Raw genomic sequence first — 17,503 nt, forward strand, 5'->3', positions numbered from 1 at the left:
AGCCAGTACCAGCGCGGGAAGCTCGCCCGCCCCAGCAGGCTCATCCCCACACAGATCACGATCGCGTAGGCCGCGAGCCCCAGCATCGGATTCGGGAACCCGAACGCCGACGCCTGCTCGCTCTTCATGATGTTCCCGCACGACACGACCGGGTTCAGACTGCAGCCCGGCGTGAAGTTCGGGTCCTCGAGCAGCTTGAACTTGTCGATCGTGATGACCCACGCCGCGAGCAGCCCCGCCGCACCGGTGATCACCAGAAGCAGCGCGAAACCCAGGGAGCCCCCGGCACTGCGGGGAGCGCCCGCTCCGTCGCCGCCGGTGGAAGAGGCGCTGTCGCTTGCCGTGGTCGTCTTGCTCATCACGCCGTTCCGTCGCTTGAGGTGGTGGCCTGCTGGCAGCCTTATTCTGCCGCACGCGCCTGTGTGTCCACCGTTCGATGGACATAAGCATGTACGGCCGACGGTCCCGAAGCGTTCGCTCCGACGGGGCGCTCCCTGACATGACGACACATGGCACGAACAGGAAAGGAGCGGGGCACGCGCGTGCCCCGCTCCTTTCCTGCTCCTGAGGCCCGACTACGCCAGCTTGGCCTTCAGGACAGCCACGATCTCCTCGACCGCCACCGCGTCCTGCTCGCCCGACTCCATGTCCTTGAGCTGGACGACGCCGTCGGCGAGGTCGCGTTCGCCGGCGACGATGGTGAAGCGGGCGCCGCTGCGGTTCGCGTTCTTCATCGCGCCCTTGAGACCCTTGCCGCCGTACGAGAAGTCGGCGGAGACGCCGGCCCGGCGCAGCTCCGTGACCTTCGAGAAGAGGACGCGGCGGGCCTCGTCGCCGAGCGGCACCGCGAACACGCTGGTGGTGGAGGGGAGTTCGAGCTCCACGCCCTCCGCCTCCAGCGCCAGGACCGTGCGGTCGACGCCGAGCGCCCAGCCGACGGACGGCAGCGACGGGCCGCCGATCATCTCGGACAGGCCGTCGTAGCGGCCGCCGCCGCCCACCGCGGACTGCGAGCCGAGACCGTCGTGGACGAACTCGAACGTGGTGCGCGTGTAGTAGTCGAGCCCGCGGACCAGCTTCTCGTCGTCCTCATAGGCGACGCCCTCGGCGGTCAGGAGTTCACGGACCTGCTCGTGGTACGCCTTGCAGCCGTCGCACAGGTAGTCGCGCAGCGAGGGCGCGCCGACGAGCTGCTTCTGGACGTCGGGGCGCTTGTCGTCGAGGACGCGCAGCGGGTTGATCTCGGCGCGGCGCAGGGTGTCCTCGTCGAGGTCGAGGCCGCGCAGGAAGTCCTGGAGCGCCGCGCGGTAGACGGGCCGGCACTCGTTGTCGCCGAGCGAGTTCAGCAGGATGCGGAAGTCGCGCAGCCCGAGCGAGCGGTACGCCTGGTCGGCCAGGATGATCAGCTCGGCGTCGAGCGCCGGGTCCTCCGCGCCGATCGCCTCGGCGCCGACCTGCGAGAAGTGCCTGTAACGGCCCTTCTGGGGGCGCTCGTAGCGGTAGTACGAGCCCGAGTACCAGAGCTTGACCGGGAGGTTGCCGGCCTTGTGGAGGTTGGCCTCCAGGGCGGCGCGCAGCACGGACGCGGTGCCTTCGGGGCGCAGGGCGAGCTTGTCGCCGCCCTTGGTCTCGAAGGCGTACATCTCCTTGGTGACGATGTCGGTGGACTCACCGACACCACGCGCGAACAGCTCGACGTTTTCGAAGCCGGGCGTCTCGACGTAGCCGTAGCCGGAGTTCCTCAGCGGGGTGGAGATGGCGTCGCGTACCGCGAGGTACGTCGCGGAGTCGGGGGGAAGCAGGTCGTACGTGCCCTTGGGGGCCTGAAAGGTGCTCACGGAAGTCTCTCGTCACATTCCTCGTCGGGGAGCCTCGAAGGAGGTTCCCTGGCCGGCGGCCACCTGCCGCAGATACGGGTTGGTGGCGCGTTCCTGGCCGATGGTCGTCTGGGAGCCGTGCCCGGAGAGCACCACGGTCCGGTCGTCGAGCGGCAGGCACACGCGTGCCAGCGATTCGAGCATGTCGTCCATGGAGCCACCGGGCAGATCGGTGCGTCCGATGGAGCCGGCGAAGAGCAGATCCCCGGAGAAGAACACGGACGGGATGTCCGCGCTCTCGGGCATCGTGAAGGCCACCGACCCCTTGGTATGACCCGGCGCGTGCGCCACGGTCAGGTCGAGACCCGCCAGCTTCAGTTCGGCGCCGTCGCTCAGCTCCCGCACGTCGTCGGGCTCCCCCACGGTCAGCTCACCCATCAGCGGCATGCCGATGGAGCGGCCGAGCGCCTTCTCCGGATCGCTCATCATGTAGCGGTCGGAGGGGTGGATCCACGCCGGGACGTCATGGGCCCCGCACACGGGGACGACGGAGGCGACGTGGTCGATGTGGCCATGCGTGAGGATGACGGCGACCGGCTTGAGCCGATGCTTCTCGAGCGCGTCCTCGACTCCCTGGGTGGCCTGGTGGCCGGGGTCGATGATCACGCACTCCTCACCCGCGGCGGGGGCAACCAGGTAACAGTTGGTGCCCCAGGCCCCGGCGGGGAACCCGGCAATCAGCACGATCGTCCTTCGTATGTCGTCCGGCGGAAGTGTGTCCGCAGAAGAATGCGGCAGATCAGAGCCTACCGGCGCTGCCGATTCCACAGCTAACCCATATACGGTACGGGGCACACAGCAGGCGGTCGTAACAGGTCCAGTTCAGACCCGGTTCGTCCCGTTCGAATCACTTCGGATCGGTTCGGAATCAGGTCTCGCGACGTACGAGGAGTAGACCCGGTGGTCAGCAACGATCAGCGGCGGCGGCAGCTCGCCCGGGAGAAGTTCTTGCGGCAGCAGCAGCGGCGGGAGTCGGCGCGGCGCAGGGCGCGCACACGCAACACGGTGATCGCGTCGGCGTTGGCCGTGGTCGTGGTGGCGGGCGCCGGCGCGTTCGCCGCCGGGGCCTTCGACGGCAAGGACAAGAAGGACTCCGCGGCCTCCAAGCCGAGCGCGAGCCCCTCCAAGGCCGCCGACCCGTGCGAGAAGCCCGCCGCGGGCAAGGTGAAGCCGCTCAGCTGGAAGAAGGAGCCGGCGCTCACCATCGACAAGTCGGCCGGCTACACGATGAACCTCGCGACGACGTGCGGCGACATCGGCATCGGGCTCAAGGCGAAGGAGGCTCCGCACACCGTCAACTCCTTCGACTTCCTCGCCGGCAAGGGCTTCTTCGACCACACGAAGTGCCACCGGCTCACCACCAACGGGATCTACGTCCTGCAGTGCGGCGACCCGAAGGGCACCGGCGCGGGCGGCCCGGGCTACACGATCCCGGACGAGAACCTGAAGGACAAAAGCCTGAAGGGGAACGTGTATCCGGCGGGCACGATCGCGATGGCGAACACGGGCCAGAAGCACACCGGCGGCAGCCAGTTCTTCCTCGTGTACCAGGACAGTCAGTTGCCGCCGAGCTACACACCGTTCGGGACCATTTCCGATTCCGGCATGAAGGTGCTCAAGAAGATCGCCGCCGCAGGTGAGAGCACCGGGCAGGGTGACGGCGCCCCGAACGCCACCGTCGTGATCGACAAGGCGACCGTGAAGAAATCCTGACCGCCGGCGGTGAAATTTCGGTCGCGCGGGATGCGGACAGCCGCCCCGCCGGTCGCCTATGTTGGCCGTGACGAAACTGTGGACGATGCCCGGGGGCCCAAGGCGCCCCGCAGGCATCATGTGGAGGAGGCGCTGTGAGCAGCGACCCGTGGGGCCGCGTCGATGAGACGGGGACCGTGTACGTGCGTTCGGCCGACGGCAGCGAGCGTGAAGTCGGTTCGTGGCAGGCAGGTTCTCCTGACGAGGCCCTCGCCTACTTCAAGCGCAAGTACGACGGCCTGGTCGTCGAGATCGGGCTCCTCGAGCGCCGGGTGCAGACGACCGACCTGTCGGCGAAGGACGCCACGACCGCCATCGAGCACCTGCGCGAGCAGGTGACCGACGCGCACGCCGTCGGCGATCTGGAGGCGCTGGGCAAGCGCCTGGACAAGCTCGTCGAGACCGTCGACGCGCGCCGCGAGGAGCGCAAGGTCCAGAAGGCGAAGCAGTCCGACGAGGCGCGGCACGCCAAGGAGGCCCTGGTCACCGAGGCCGAGGAGCTGGCCCAGAGCGAGCAGTGGCGCGCGGCCGGCGAGCGGCTGCGGGCGCTGGTGGACACCTGGAAGGGTCTGCCGCGTCTGGACCGCAAGTCGGACGACGAGCTGTGGCACCGCTTCTCGCACGCGCGCTCGGCGTTCTCGAAGCGCCGCAAGGCGCACTTCGCCTCGCTGGACGCGCAGCGCGAGGATGCCCGTCAGGCCAAGGAGAAGCTGGTCGCCGAGGCCGAGTCGCTGTCGGGCTCGACCGACTGGGGGACCACGGCCGCCCGGTACCGCGAGCTGATGACGGACTGGAAGGCCGCGGGCCGCGCCCAGCGCGAGCACGAGGACGACCTGTGGAACCGCTTCCGCGGCGCCCAGGACGTGTTCTTCGCGGCGCGCAGCTCGGTCTTCGCCGAGCGGGACGCCGAGCAGGGCGAGAACCTCAAGCTCAAGGAGGAGCTCGCCGACGAGGCCGAGAAGCTCCTGCCGATCGGGGACCTGAAGACGGCCCGCGCCGCCTTCCGCTCGATCAACGAGCGCTGGGAGGCCATCGGCCACGTGCCGCGCGACGCGCGTCCGAAGGTCGAGGGCCGGATGCACGCCGTGGAGCGGGCACTTCAGGAGTCCGAGGAGACCGAGTGGCGCCGGACGAACCCGGAGGCACGCGCGCGTGCCGAGGGGCTCACCGGTCAGCTCCAGGCCGCGGTCGACAAGCTGCGGGGCCAGATCGAGACGGCCCGCGCGCAGGGCAACAACGCGAAGGCCGACAAGCTGGAGCGTGAGCTCGACGGCCGTCAGGCGCTGCTCGACCAGGCGCTCAAGGGCCTGCACGAGTTCGGCGGCTGAGCAGTCATCGCATGATGGGAAGGGCCCCCGGCGCTGAGCGCCGGGGGCCCTTCCCATGTCTGTCGGCTACGGTCTGCGCGCCGACGTCACGCGGTAGACGTCGTAGACGCCCTCCACTCCCCTGACCGCCTTCAGGACGTGACCCAGGTGCTTGGGGTCGCCCATCTCGAAGGTGAAGCGGGAGGTGGCCACCCGGTCGCGGGACGTCTGCACGGCCGCGGACAGGATGTTGACGTGCTGGTCGGACAGGACCCTGGTGACGTCCGAGAGCAGCCGAGAGCGGTCGAGGGCCTCGACCTGTATGGCGACGAGGAAGACCGAGGACTGCGTGGGCGCCCACTCGACCTCGAGGATCCGCTCGGGCTCACGGGACAGCGACTCGACGTTCACACAGTCGCTGCGGTGCACCGATACGCCGCTGCCGCGCGTGACGAAGCCGATGATGGGGTCGCCGGGGACGGGCGTGCAGCAGCGGGCCAGCTTGACCCACACGTCCTCGACGCCCTTGACGACCACGCCGGGGTCGGCGTTCGCCCGGCGCTTGGAGCGGCCGCGCGACGGGGGCGCGCTCTCGGCGATGTCCTCGTTGGCGGCCTCCTCGCCGCCGAGGGCCTGGACGAGCTTCTGGACGACGCTCTGCGCGGTGACGTGGCCTTCGCCGATCGCCGCGTACAGGGACGAGATGTCGGGGTAGCGCATCTCGTGCGCGAGCGTGACCAGCGAGTCGCCCGTCAGGATCCGCTGGATCGGCAGGTTCTGCTTGCGCATGGCGCGGACGATGGCGTCCTTGCCCTGCTCGATCGCCTCGTCGCGGCGCTCCTTGGAGAACCAGGCACGGATCTTGTTGCGCGCCCGGGGCGACTTGACGAAGCCGAGCCAGTCGCGGGACGGGCCCGCGCCTTCGGCCTTGGAGGTGAAGACCTCCACCAAGTCGCCGTTGTCCAGGGTCGATTCGAGCGGAACGAGCCGCCCGTTGACCCGTGCTCCTATGGTCCGGTGGCCGACCTCGGTGTGGACCGCGTACGAGAAGTCCACCGGGGTCGCACCGGCCGGCAGCGCTATGACGTCGCCCTTCGGCGTGAAGACGAAGACCTCGTTGCGCGACAGGTCGAAGCGCAGGGACTCCAGGAACTCGCCCGGGTCCTCCGTCTCCTTCTGCCAGTCGAGCAACTGGCGCAGCCACGCCATGTCGTTGAGGTGGTCGTCCTTGCCCGTGCTCTTCGGGGCGTCGGAGCGCACCTTGGAGGCACCGGCGACGGCCTCCTGCTTGTACTTCCAGTGCGCCGCGATGCCGTACTCGGCGCGGCGGTGCATGTCGAACGTACGGATCTGCAGCTCAACGGGCTTGCCGTTGGGGCCGATCACCGTCGTGTGCAGCGACTGGTACATGTTGAACTTGGGCATCGCGATGTAGTCCTTGAACCGGCCGGGGACCGGGTTCCATCGCGCGTGCACCGTGCCGAGGGCGGCGTAACAGTCCCTCACCGTGTCGACAAGGACACGAATGCCCACCAGGTCGTAGATCTCCGCGAAGTCACGGCCGCGGACGATCATCTTCTGGTAGACGCTGTAGTAGTGCTTCGGGCGGCCGGTGACGGTCGCCTTGATGCGGGCGGCGCGCAGGTCGCTCTGCACCTCGTCGGTCACTATGGCGAGGTACTCGTCGCGCTTGGGCGCGCGCTCGGCCACCAGACGCACGATCTCGTCGTACATCTTGGGGTAGAGGATCGCGAAGGCGAGGTCCTCCAGCTCCCACTTGATGGTGTTCATGCCCAGGCGGTGCGCCAGCGGGGCGTAGATCTCCAGCGTCTCGCGGGCCTTCTTCTCCTGCTTCTCGCGCTTGAGGTACCGCATCGTGCGCATGTTGTGCAGGCGGTCGGCGAGCTTGATGACCAGGACGCGCGGGTCCTTGGCCATCGCGACAACCATCTTGCGGACGGTCTCGGCCTGCGCGGCCTCGCCGAACTTGACCTTGTCCAGCTTGGTGACGCCGTCGACGAGCAGGGCGACCTGGTCGCCGAAGTCGCGGCGCAGGGTGTCCAGGCCGTACTCGGTGTCCTCGACCGTGTCGTGCAGCAGGCCCGCCATCAGCGTCGCGGGGTCCATGCCGAGCTCGGCGAGGATCGTCGTCACCGCGAGCGGGTGCGTGATGTACGGGTCGCCGCTCTTGCGCTTCTGACCGCGGTGCCAGCGCTCGGCGACCTGGTAGGCGCGCTCGACCTGGCGCAGCGTGGACGTCTCGATCTTCGGGTCGTTGCTGCGCACTATCCGCAGCAAGGGCTCGAGAACGGGGTTGTACGGGTTCGAGCGCTGGACGCCGAGACGGGCGAGGCGGGCGCGGACGCGGTTCGAGGAGCCGGAGCGGGCGGGCTGGCCCGCTGCGGGGCGCACCACGGGCGGGGTGGGCGGCGCGGCAGGGGCCGGGGCGGCGGCCTCGGGGCCGGGGGCCGGGCGCTTGTCGGCGGGAGGCTTGGGGCGCGGCTGCTGCTCGGCCGCCTTGCCGCCCGGCGTGCCGGCGGCGCTCTGCCCGGTCTTCCCGGGCTTCGCGGGCACGACTGTGGCAGCCGCGGCCTGGTCGGCCTTCTGGTCGGGCTTGGCGGCTGTGGGTACCCCCACGCGCTCGGCGCTGGGGGAGAGTGGCTTGGCCTCGTCTGGCAACGGCGCTCCTCGTGCGCGACGGGTCCCCCGTTCAGGTCCCGGAGAGCCCATGGTATCGACACTGGGCCGCTCGCTCGCCTTCGGCCGGTGGGACGGCTTTCAAGTGCGGAAACGCAAAAGGCGGGCACCGGATTCCTCCGGGCCCGCCTTTACGCCTGTGACCAGGTGTTCAGACCATGAGCAGTGAGTCCAGCGGGGCGCCGTCGAGGGCCGGGAGCAGCCGCTCGCGGCCGCTCAGGAAACCCAGCTCCATCAGGACGGCGATGCCGGCGACCTCGGCGCCCGCGCGCCGGATGAGCCGCACCGACGCCTCGGCCGTACCACCGGTGGCGAGGACGTCGTCGATCACCATGACCCGGTCACCCGCGACCAGGTCCTCGGCGTGCACCTCGATCTCGGCCGACCCGTACTCCAGGTCGTACGACTGGCTGAGCGTCGCCCCGGGGAGCTTGCCGGCCTTGCGTACGGGGATGAAGCCGAGCCCGGCGCGTACGGCGACGGGGGCGCCCAGGATGAACCCGCGCGCCTCCAGGCCGACGACCTTGGTGGCGCCGTTCGCGACGCAGAGCTCCGCGAGGGCGTCCGTGAGTGCCGTGAAGGCCGACGGGTCCGCCAGGAGCGGGGTGATGTCCTTGAACATCACGCCCGGCTCCGGGTAGTCCGGCACATCGCGGATGCGGCTGAGCAGCAGCTCCTTGATGTCGGTCATCGGCGCTTCCCCGAAGGCCGCCCGCGGCCCCGGTTGCGCGACGCGGGCTGGTGCCGCGGGCCGACGACCGCGGTCGTGGCCTCGTCGTCCGACGGGTCGTCGTAGTCGTCGTCCTGCGGCTCCGGGGCCTCGGCGGACTCGCCCTTGGCGGCCGCCGCCGCGCGCTTGGCGAGCACGCGCTTCTTCAGGGCCTTGATCTGCGGGTCGCGTTCCTTGAGGTCGGCGACGAGCGGAGTGGCGATGAAGATCGACGAGTACGCACCGGCCGCGAGGCCTACGAACAGCGACAGCGAGATGTCGTTGAGCATGCCCGCGCCGAGGAAGCCGCCGCCGATGAACAGCAGGCCCGCCACCGGCAGCAGCGCGACGACCGTGGTGTTGATCGAACGCACCAGCGTGCCGTTGATGGAACGGTTGGCGACCTCGCTGTACGTGAAGCGGGTCTGCTTGGTGATGTCCTTCGTGCCCTCCTTCAAGGAGTCGAAGACGACCACCGTGTCGTAGAGCGAGTAACCGAGGATGGTCAGCAGACCGATGATGGTGCCCGTGGTGACCTCGAAGCCGACCAGCGCGTAGATCCCGACCGTGATCGTGAGGTCGTGGATCAGTGCTACCAGGGCCGCGATCGCCATGCGCCACTCGAAGGCGATGGCCAGATAGATCACCACGAGGATCATGAACACGATCAGGCCGGTCCATGCCTTGTTGGCGATCGTCTCGCCCCAGCTGGGTCCGACGAGGTCGGCGTTGATCTTCGCCTCGGGGACGTTGAGGTCCTTCGAGAGTTGGGTCTTGATCTGGTCGGACTTCGCGGTGTCCACGCCGGAGATCTGGATGCGCAGACCGCCGGTGCCGAGCTCCTGGACGATCGCGTCGTGGCTGGAAGCCGCTTCGGCGGACCGCTCCGCCGTGCCCGCGGAGACGCTGGTCTTCGGGGTGGTGAAGACCGCGCCTCCCTCGAACTCGATGCCCATGTTCAGACCACGCACCGCCAGGCCGACAATGGCCGTGATGGTGATCAGGATCGAGACGCCGTACCAGATCTTGCGCTTGCCGATGAAGTCGTAGCCGACTTCACCGCGGATGAGCCGGGCGCCGAGATGGCCGAGCTTCGACATCTCACGCCTCCTTCGTGTCGACAGGGCCTACGGGAGAGCCGGGAGCACGGCGCGTGCGGCGCAGTGGCGGCTTGGCGCCGAGGCGCTTCGGGTCGAGCCCGGACCACGGGTGTCCGCTCGCGAAGAACTTCTTGCGGGCCAGGATCGTCATCAGCGGCTTGGTGAACAGGAACACGACGACCACGTCGAGCACGGTGGTCAGGCCGAGCGTGAACGCGAAGCCCTGGACCTTGCCGACGGTGACGACGAACAGCACCGCGGCGGCGAGGAACGACACGAAGTCGGAGACCAGGATCGTGCGCCGGGCTCGCGGCCAGGCGCGCTCGACGGAGGGCCGCAGCGAGCGACCCTCACGGATCTCGTCCCTGATGCGTTCGAAGAACACGATGAACGAGTCGGCCGTGATGCCGATCGCCACGATCGCGCCGCAGACCGCCGGCAGGTTCAGCGCGAAGCCGATGGCCGGGCCGAGGAGCGTCATGATCACGTAGGTGAGGATCGCGGACACCATGAGCGAGGCGAGCGCGATCAGCGACAGGCCGCGGTAGTAGACCACCAGGTAGATCACGACCAGCAGGAGGCCGATGGCGCCGGCGATCAGGCCGGCGTGCAGCTGCTCGCCGCCGAGGGCCGCGGTGACCGTCGTGACGCTCTGCTCCTGGAAGGAGAGCGGGAGGGCACCGTAGGACAGCACGTTGGCGAGATCCTGGGCGGACTGCTGGTCGAAGCTGCCGGAGATCTCCGCGCTGCCGCTCAGGGTCGAGCTGACGCTGGGAGCCGAGACCACGTCGCCGTCGAGCACGATGGCGAACTGGTTCATCGGAGGCTGCTGCTGCGAGAGCTTGCTGGTGATCTTCGCGAACTTCTTCGAGCCGCCGCCCGTGAAGTCCATGTTGACGACCCAGGCGCCGGTCTGCTGGTTGATCGTGGCCTGCGCCTTGTCGACGTCCTTGCCGTTCACCTCGGCGGGGCCGAGGACGTACTTCTCCCACTGGCCGGACGAGTTCTTACCGCACGCCACGGCGGGGTCCTCGGGCTTGACGCCCGACGCGACCTGGCTGCGGGCGGCCTTGTCGGTGCAGTTGAGGTCCGTGAACTTCTTCTGCAGTGCGGCGGTGGCCGGGTCCGGGGTGGAGCTGGCCGAGGGGGTGGGCTTGCCGCTCGCGGAGGCGCTGGCGCTCGGCGACGGCGAGGAGTCGGCCTTCAGACCGTCGGTGACGGCGCGGCCCTGCGACGTCGCGGACGAGGTCGGCGAGGCGGTCGGCGTGCTGGACGCCTTGCCGTTGCCGCCGTCCGTGGCCTTGTCGGTCGCCTTGTCGGTGGCCTTGCCCTTGTCCGAGCCGGAAGGGCTGGCGGAGGGCTCGGGAGTGGGCGCACCGGCGGCCACGGTGAGCACGGGGCGGAAGTAGAGCTGGGCGGTCGTGCCGACCTGCTCGCGCGCCTGCGCCTCGTTCGTCCCCTTGGGGATGTTGACGATGATGTTGTCGGAGCCCTGTGTCTGGACCTCGGACTCCGTGACACCCAGACCGTTGACGCGGCGCTCGATGATGCTCACGGCCGTGTTCATGTTGGTCTGGTTGACCGCGTTCTTCTGACCCGGCTCGCTCTTCGCCTTGAGCGTGATGCTCGTACCACCGGCGAGGTCGATGCCCAGGCGCGGCGTGGTGTGGCCGGACAGGAACATCCCGCCGGTCAGCGCCACCATCGCGATCAGGATGAAGGCCAGTGTGCGGCCCGGCCTGCTCTGGGCGCCGTGACTTCGGCCCTTCTTGGGTGCTGCCACCTTCTCGTTCTCCCTCTCCATCCGTCCCGCAGCGGGGTACGTGCCCGGACGGCCATGAAATGGTGTCGAGAATCCGTGCGGAAATCACACGTCCGGGACCGCGGAGCGCGAGCGGGCGCGCGCGGTCCTGGGGGCGTGACTACTTCGCGTCGGACTCGCCGTCGGTCTTCTTCGGCTCAGCGCCGTCGGCCTCGGAGGCTACGTCAGTGGCAGCAGCCTCGTCCTTCTTGTCGAGGTCGATGCGCGAGTCGTCCGAGGCGTCGGCGGGCTCGTCGGTCTCGGTGAGGGAGGAAGCGTCGTCCGGCACGACCGCACCATCGGCGCCGAGGGCGTCGTGGTCATCGTTGTCGTCACTCTCGGTGCCGTGGACGATGCGGTTGTACTCGTCGTCGGCCAGGACGGCGCCGATCGAGTTCTTCGCGTAGACGGCGTGGACGCCGGGGGCCACCTCCAGAAGGACCATCTCGTCGTGGACCTCCTTGACGGTGGCGTACATGCCCCCGATCGTGCGGACGCCGGAACCGGGCTGCATCTGGTCCCGCATCTGGCCTGCCGCCTGCTGCTTCTTCTTGGCGGAGCGGGTCATCAGGAACATGGCCCCGATGAGCACGATGAACGGGAGGAGGGTCACGATATTCACGGGACGGAAATTCCTTCGCACGACCGCGCACGTAGGCGGCCAGTTGGATGGGGGTGGGCACGCCGTCCACATGGGCGGCATCGGCGGAGTCTAAGCGAGTCCGCACTCAAGGAACAACGCTCAGCATGGCACCGGGGTTCCTGACCTGGCGACTACCCTGCGCGATCACGCCCCGAACAGGTCCCCTTGTCCGCTTGTTCCCCTTGTCCGCTGGGGCGGCGTGAGGCCGAGGTGGGCCCAGGCCGCGGGCGTGGCGACCCGGCCTCGCGGCGTACGGGCGAGCAGACCCTCTCGTACGAGGAAGGGTTCGGCGACCTCCTCGACCGTCTCGCGCTCCTCCCCCACGGCGACCGCGAGGGTGGAGAGTCCTACGGGGCCGCCGCCGAAGAGCTTGATCAGCGCTTCGAGGACGGCGCGGTCGAGCCGGTCGAGGCCGCGGCCGTCCACCTCGTAGACGCCGAGGGCCACCCCGGCGATGTCACGGGTGATGTGGCCGTCGGCCTTGACCTGCGCGTAGTCGCGGACCCGGCGCAGCAGGCGGTTGGCGATACGGGGGGTGCCGCGGGAGCGACCGGCGATCTCGGCGGCGCCCTGAGAGTCGATCTCCACGTCGAGGAGGTTCGCGGAGCGGTGGATGACGCGCTCCAGCTCGGCCGGCTCGTAGAACTCCATGTGCGCCGTGAAGCCGAAGCGGTCGCGCAGCGGCGGGGGCAGGAGGCCCGCGCGCGTGGTGGCGCCGACGAGGGTGAACGGGGGCAGCTCCAGCGGGATGGCCGTGGCGCCGGGGCCCTTGCCGACGATGACGTCGACCCGGTAGTCCTCCATCGCCATGTAGAGCATCTCTTCGGCGGGGCGGGACATGCGGTGGATCTCGTCGAGGAAGAGGACCTCGCCCTCCTGGAGGGACGAGAGGATCGCGGCCAGGTCGCCGGCGTGCTGGATGGCCGGGCCGCTGGTGATCCGGATGGGGGCGCCCATCTCGGCCGCGATGATCATGGAGAGGGTGGTCTTGCCGAGGCCGGGCGCGCCGGAGAGCAGGACGTGGTCGGCGGTGGCACCACGCGCGCGCGCCGCCCTGAGGACCAGGTCGAGCTGCTCGCGGACCTTCTCCTGGCCGATGAACTCGCCCAGGTCCTTGGGGCGCAGGGCGGCCTCGACCGCCTGGTCCTCGCCGTCGGCGACAGAGCCCACGAGCCGCTCGGTGTCGGGCGTCGCGTCGGTCGTGTCGTCCCAGTTCATGAGGTGTGCCTCGCGGTGGTGGTGGTTCGGGCGGGGAGCGGGCGCGGCCCGGTCAGCGGGTGCGGTTCAGCGTCTGGAGCGCGGCCTTGAGGAGCTTGCCGACCTGCGGCGTGCCGCCCTCCTCCTCGGCCTGCGGGGCGACGGCCTCGATGGCCTCGTCGGCCTCGCGCGTGGCGTAGCCGAGCCCGATGAGGGCGGCGTGCAGCTGGTCGCGCCAGCCTGACGTCACGGGGGCGCCCACGCGCGTACCGGTGCCGAGGGGCGCACCGAGCCGGTCCTTGAGTTCGATGAGCAGCTTCTGGGCGCCCTTCTTGCCGATGCCGGGCACGGCGGTGAGCGACTTCTCGTCACCGGAGGCGACAGCGCCGCGCAGCGCGTCGGGGCTGTGCACGGCGAGCATCGCCTGCGCGAGGCGCGGGCCGACGCCGCTGGCGGTCTGGAGCAGCTCGAAGGTCTGCCGCTCGTCGTCGTCGGCGAAGCCGTACAGCGTGAGCGAGTCCTCGCGTACGACGAGGGAGGTGGCGAGCTTGGTCTGCTGGCCGATGCGGAGGCCGGAGAGCGTGTTCGGAGTGCACTGGACGGCCATGCCGATGCCGCCGACCTCGACCACCGCGGTGTCAGGGGCGAGCGCGGCCACCGGGCCGCTGACGAAGGCGATCATGCGATACGGCCTTTCGGTGCTGTGGCTGATTTCGATGCGTGCAGGGCGACGGCCTGCTGGAGTCTGTTCTGCGCGGGGGCGCGCCAGATGTGGCAGATGGCGAGGGCCAGAGCGTCGGCCGCGTCGGCGGGCTTGGGAGGAGCGTCCAGTCTCAGCAGGCGCGTCACCATGGCGCCCACCTGAGCCTTGTCGGCCCGTCCGCTGCCCGTCACGGCGGCCTTGACCTCGCTGGGCGTGTGGAGGGCCACGGGGATGCCGCGGCGGCTGGCGCAGAGCATCGCGACCGCGCTCGCCTGGGCCGTCCCCATGACCGTCCGCACGTTGTGCTGGCTGAACACCCGCTCCACGGCGACGAATTCGGGCCGGTACTCGTCCAGCCACTGCTCGATGCCCTGCTCGATGGCGACGAGGCGGTGGCCCAACTCCGCGTCGGCCGGGGTCCGTACGACGCCGACACCGCGCATCGTCAGAGGCCGCCCCGCGACCCCCTCGACCACGCCGACACCGCACCGGGTCAGCCCCGGGTCCACGCCGAGTACGCGCACCCCGCCCCTCCTTCGATAGCCAGTTTGTGCAGGCTATCGGGTACCGCTGACAATGCGACGGGCCGACGGGTCTGTGTCCCGTCGGCCCGTGCGCTGCCTGCGTGTCAGGCGTCGACCTTCTCCATGACCTCGTCGCTCACGTCGAAGTTGGCGAAGACGTTCTGCACGTCGTCGCTGTCCTCGAGCGCGTCGATGAGCCTGAAGATCTTGCGGGCGCCCTCCTCGTCCAGCTCGACCTGCATGGTCGGGACGAAGTTGGCGTCGGCCGAGTCGTAGTCGATGCCGGCCTCCTGGAGCGCGGTGCGCACCGCGACCAGGTCGGTGGCCTCGCTGAGCACCTCGAAGGACTCACCGAGGTCGTTGACCTCTTCGGCACCCGCGTCGAGCACGGCACCGAGGACGTCGTCCTCGGACAGCTCACCCTTGGGGACGATCACGACACCCTTGCGGTTGAACAGGTACGAGACGGAACCGGGGTCGGCCATGTTGCCGCCGTTGCGGGTCATGGCGACACGCACGTCGGACGCGGCACGGTTGCGGTTGTCGGTGAGGCACTCGATGAGCACCGCGACACCGTTGGGACCGTAGCCCTCGTACATGATCGTCTCGTAGTCGGCGCCACCGGCCTCGAGGCCGGCACCGCGCTTGACCGCGGAGTCGATGTTCTTGTTAGGGACCGAGCTCTTCTTGGCCTTCTGGATGGCGTCGAAGAGCGTCGGGTTGCCGGACACGTCGGAGCCACCCGTGCGGGCAGCGACCTCGATGTTCTTGATCATCTTCGCGAAGAGCTTGCCGCGCTTGGCGTCGATCACGGCCTTCTTGTGCTTCGTCGTAGCCCATTTAGAGTGGCCGGACATCTGCCTGTCTCCTTCGCGTAACCAACCCAGTACGAACTCCCCCTGGCCTCAAGGGCCGGGGGACCCCCCGAGATCCTACAAGGACCCGGCCACCTGCTTCGCCCGCACCATGTCGACGAACAGTGCGTGCATCCTGTGGTCGCCGGTCAGCTCGGGGTGGAAGGACGTGGCGAGGGCGTTGTCCTGCCGTACAGCGACTATGTGCCCGTCGTACTCCGCGAGTACTTCGGCACGGGCGCCCACGGACTCCACCCAGGGGGCGCGGATGAAGACGCCCTCCACGGGGTCGCCCTCCACGCCGCGTACGTCGACCGCCGCCTCGAAGGACTCGTTCTGACGTCCGAAGGCGTTGCGGCGCACGATCATGTCGATCCCGCCGACCGTCTCCTGGCCCGAACGCGGGTCGAGGATCTTGTCGGCGAGCAGGATCATCCCCGCGCAGGTGCCGTACACCGGCATGCCTTCACGCACGCGCGCACGAAGGGGCTCCATGAGCCCGAACAGGACGGCCAGCTTGGAGATGGTGGTCGACTCCCCGCCGGGCAGGACGATGCCGTCCACCTCGGCCAGTTCCTCGGGCCGCCGCACGGGCCTGGCCACGGCGTCCGCCGTGGCCAGGGCGACGAGGTGCTCCCGTACGTCGCCCTGGAGCGCGAGGACGCCCACTACGGGAGAGGTCATTACCAGCCCCGGTTCGCGTAGCGCTCGGTCTCGGGGAGGGTGTCGCAGTTGATGCCGACCATGGCCTCGCCCAGGTTGCGCGAGGCGTCCGCGATGATCTTGGGGTCGTCGTAGAAGGTGGTGGCCTTCACGATGGCGGCGGCGCGCTTGGCCGGGTCGCCGGACTTGAAGATGCCGGAGCCGACGAAGACACCCTCGGCGCCGAGCTGGCGCATCAGGGCGGCGTCGGCGGGCGTGGCGACACCACCGGCGGAGAACAGCACCACCGGCAGCTTGCCGAGCTCGGAGACCTCCTTGACGAGCTCGTAGGGGGCGCGCAGCTCCTTGGCAGCGGCGTACAGCTCGTTGTTGTCGAAGCCGCGCAGCTTGGCGATCTCGTTCTTGATCTGGCGCAGGTGGCGGACGGCCTCGACGACGTTGCCCGTGCCGGCCTCGCCCTTCGAGCGGATCATGGCCGCGCCCTCGGCGATGCGGCGCAGGGCCTCGCCCAGGTTGGTGGCGCCGCACACGAAGGGGGTCGTGAACGCGAACTTGTCGCTGTGGTTGACCTCGTCGGCCGGGGTGAGAACCTCGGACTCGTCGATGTAGTCGACGCCGAGCGACTGCAGGACCTGGGCCTCCACGAAGTGGCCGATCCGGGACTTGGCCATGACCGGGATGGAGACGGCCTCGATGATCTCCTCGATCATGTTCGGGTCGGACATCCGGGCCACTCCGCCGTCCTTGCGGATGTCGGCCGGCACCCGCTCGAGCGCCATGACGGCCACCGCGCCGGCGTCCTCGGCGATCTTCGCCTGCTCGGCGTTGACGACGTCCATGATCACGCCGCCCTTGAGCTGCTCGGCCATGCCGCGCTTCACGCGCGCGGTGCCGGTGGTTTCGACGAACTGGGGGGTGCTGGACACGGGTGACCTCGCTCGGTGGAAAGGGGGGCTTGCTACTCCACAGAGGAAACGCCCCGCGACCAGTCCACATCAAGGGCCAATATCTGACCGGTGGCTCATTCTTCGCGAACGCGCCTGGTCCCCCTGTTATGTGGCGGGCCTGTCGGCCTACGTGGTGGGCCTGTCGGCGAGCGCGACGGGCGGCTCGTCGTCCATCTCGAAGGCCAGCGGGAACGGCGCATGGCCCGCGAGCCGGAACCAGCGCACCTTGCGATGCCTGCGCAGGGCGCGTGCGGCCCGTACGGCGTCGTTGTGGAAGCGCCGGGCCATGGGCACCCTGCGGACGGCCTGAGCGAGCTCCTCGGCCGCGTCGGGGCCGCCCGGGGCGGCGCGCACCTCCTCCATCTGCCCTGCCTCGCCGAACACGGCCCGCAGCGCCTGGCTCAGCTCGCTCTCGGCGACCTCACGGTGGTCCTCCTCGGCCTGCCGTGCCGCGTGCGCGGCCTCGTACAGGACGATCGAGGCGGCGGGGTCGAGCACTCCGGAGGTGGCCAGCTCCTGCGCCACCGAGGCGCGGCGCAGCAGTTGGGCGTCGAGGGCGGCGCGGGCCGCGTCGATCCGGGCGTGCAGCCGGTCGAGGCGGCCGGCGGTCCAGCTCAGGTAGAGGCCGACCGCGATGAGGAAGACCGCGATCCAGATCAAAGTGGAGGTCACGGGCGCAAAGGCTACAGCCGTGCCCCGCAGCGGCGATCAGCCGCGTACGGGACGGGA

At 69.5% G+C, this 17,503-nt stretch carries 17 protein-coding genes; 2 read left to right on the plus strand and 15 right to left on the minus strand.

Going from position 1 to position 17,503, the window contains the following annotated elements; all coding sequences use genetic code 11:
- The 3 genes from CG723_RS31980 to CG723_RS31990 all read right to left on the minus strand — a co-directional run.
- The coding region (locus CG723_RS31980) for a vitamin K epoxide reductase family protein (protein WP_199841980.1) at positions 1 to 359 on the minus strand (359 nt) is incomplete at its 3' end.
- Between the two features lie 216 nt (positions 360 to 575).
- Positions 576 to 1,838: a histidine--tRNA ligase gene (gene hisS, locus CG723_RS31985; RefSeq protein ID WP_100596988.1), complete on the minus strand. Its 1,263-nt coding sequence runs from the start codon at positions 1,836 to 1,838 to the stop codon at positions 576 to 578.
- Between the two features lie 12 nt (positions 1,839 to 1,850).
- Complete coding sequence (locus CG723_RS31990) at positions 1,851 to 2,561, minus strand: MBL fold metallo-hydrolase (protein ID WP_100596989.1); 711 nt, start codon at positions 2,559 to 2,561, stop codon at positions 1,851 to 1,853.
- Positions 2,562 to 2,777: 216 nt separating this feature from the next.
- Here CG723_RS31990 and CG723_RS31995 point away from each other — a divergent pair, with 216 nt between their 5' ends.
- Complete coding sequence (locus CG723_RS31995) at positions 2,778 to 3,590, plus strand: peptidylprolyl isomerase (protein ID WP_100596990.1); 813 nt, start codon at positions 2,778 to 2,780, stop codon at positions 3,588 to 3,590.
- 134 nt (positions 3,591 to 3,724) lie between these two features.
- Positions 3,725 to 4,957, plus strand: a complete 1,233-nt coding sequence (locus tag CG723_RS32000) for a DUF349 domain-containing protein (protein ID WP_100596991.1) — start codon at positions 3,725 to 3,727, stop codon at positions 4,955 to 4,957.
- 66 nt (positions 4,958 to 5,023) lie between these two features.
- On the opposite strand, the gene CG723_RS32005 is transcribed toward CG723_RS32000, so the two are convergent.
- From CG723_RS32005 to CG723_RS32060, 12 genes are all read right to left on the minus strand, one after another.
- Positions 5,024 to 7,615 (minus strand): RelA/SpoT family protein, encoded by a 2,592-nt coding sequence (locus CG723_RS32005; protein ID WP_100596992.1) that lies wholly within the window; start codon positions 7,613 to 7,615, stop codon positions 5,024 to 5,026.
- 169 nt (positions 7,616 to 7,784) lie between these two features.
- Positions 7,785 to 8,324 carry an adenine phosphoribosyltransferase gene (locus tag CG723_RS32010; RefSeq protein ID WP_100596993.1) on the minus strand — a complete coding sequence of 180 codons (540 nt, stop codon included), beginning with the start codon at positions 8,322 to 8,324 and terminating at the stop codon, positions 7,785 to 7,787.
- Positions 8,321 to 9,442 (minus strand): protein translocase subunit SecF, encoded by a 1,122-nt coding sequence (secF, locus tag CG723_RS32015; protein WP_100596994.1) that lies wholly within the window; start codon positions 9,440 to 9,442, stop codon positions 8,321 to 8,323. The genes CG723_RS32010 and secF overlap by 4 nt, the downstream gene beginning before the upstream one ends.
- A 1-nt stretch (position 9,443) precedes the next feature.
- Positions 9,444 to 11,225: a protein translocase subunit SecD gene (gene secD / locus CG723_RS32020; RefSeq protein WP_100597130.1), complete on the minus strand. Its 1,782-nt coding sequence runs from the start codon at positions 11,223 to 11,225 to the stop codon at positions 9,444 to 9,446.
- A gap of 139 nt (positions 11,226 to 11,364) precedes the next feature.
- Positions 11,365 to 11,865 (minus strand): preprotein translocase subunit YajC, encoded by a 501-nt coding sequence (gene yajC / locus CG723_RS32025; RefSeq protein ID WP_100596995.1) that lies wholly within the window; start codon positions 11,863 to 11,865, stop codon positions 11,365 to 11,367.
- 165 nt (positions 11,866 to 12,030) lie between these two features.
- On the minus strand, positions 12,031 to 13,104 hold the full coding sequence (gene ruvB / locus CG723_RS32030) for a Holliday junction branch migration DNA helicase RuvB (protein ID WP_100596996.1): 1,074 nt from the start codon (positions 13,102 to 13,104) through the stop codon (positions 12,031 to 12,033).
- A 52-nt stretch (positions 13,105 to 13,156) separates the two neighbouring features.
- On the minus strand, positions 13,157 to 13,765 hold the full coding sequence (gene ruvA, locus CG723_RS32035; RefSeq protein ID WP_100596997.1) for a Holliday junction branch migration protein RuvA: 609 nt from the start codon (positions 13,763 to 13,765) through the stop codon (positions 13,157 to 13,159).
- Entirely contained in the window at positions 13,762 to 14,310 is a 549-nt protein-coding gene (ruvC, locus tag CG723_RS32040; RefSeq protein WP_100596998.1) for a crossover junction endodeoxyribonuclease RuvC, read from the minus strand. The genes ruvA and ruvC overlap by 4 nt, the downstream gene beginning before the upstream one ends.
- Positions 14,311 to 14,414: 104 nt before the next feature.
- Complete coding sequence (locus tag CG723_RS32045) at positions 14,415 to 15,167, minus strand: YebC/PmpR family DNA-binding transcriptional regulator (protein WP_100596999.1); 753 nt, start codon at positions 15,165 to 15,167, stop codon at positions 14,415 to 14,417.
- Positions 15,168 to 15,242: 75 nt separating this feature from the next.
- The gene (gene pdxT, locus CG723_RS32050; protein ID WP_100597000.1) at positions 15,243 to 15,848 is read right to left on the minus strand and encodes a pyridoxal 5'-phosphate synthase glutaminase subunit PdxT; all 606 of its coding nucleotides are present in this window, start codon (positions 15,846 to 15,848) and stop codon (positions 15,243 to 15,245) included.
- Positions 15,848 to 16,696, minus strand: a complete 849-nt coding sequence (gene pdxS, locus CG723_RS32055) for a pyridoxal 5'-phosphate synthase lyase subunit PdxS (protein ID WP_234374648.1) — start codon at positions 16,694 to 16,696, stop codon at positions 15,848 to 15,850. Before pdxS ends, pdxT begins: the two co-directional genes overlap by 1 nt.
- 204 nt (positions 16,697 to 16,900) lie before the next feature.
- Positions 16,901 to 17,446, minus strand: coding sequence for a hypothetical protein (locus CG723_RS32060; RefSeq protein ID WP_100597002.1), 546 nt, complete (start codon positions 17,444 to 17,446; stop codon positions 16,901 to 16,903).
- Positions 17,447 to 17,503: the final 57 nt, after the last annotated feature.

This window comes from Streptomyces sp. CB01635 (assembly GCF_002803065.1).
Lineage (GTDB): Bacteria > Actinomycetota > Actinomycetes > Streptomycetales > Streptomycetaceae > Streptomyces.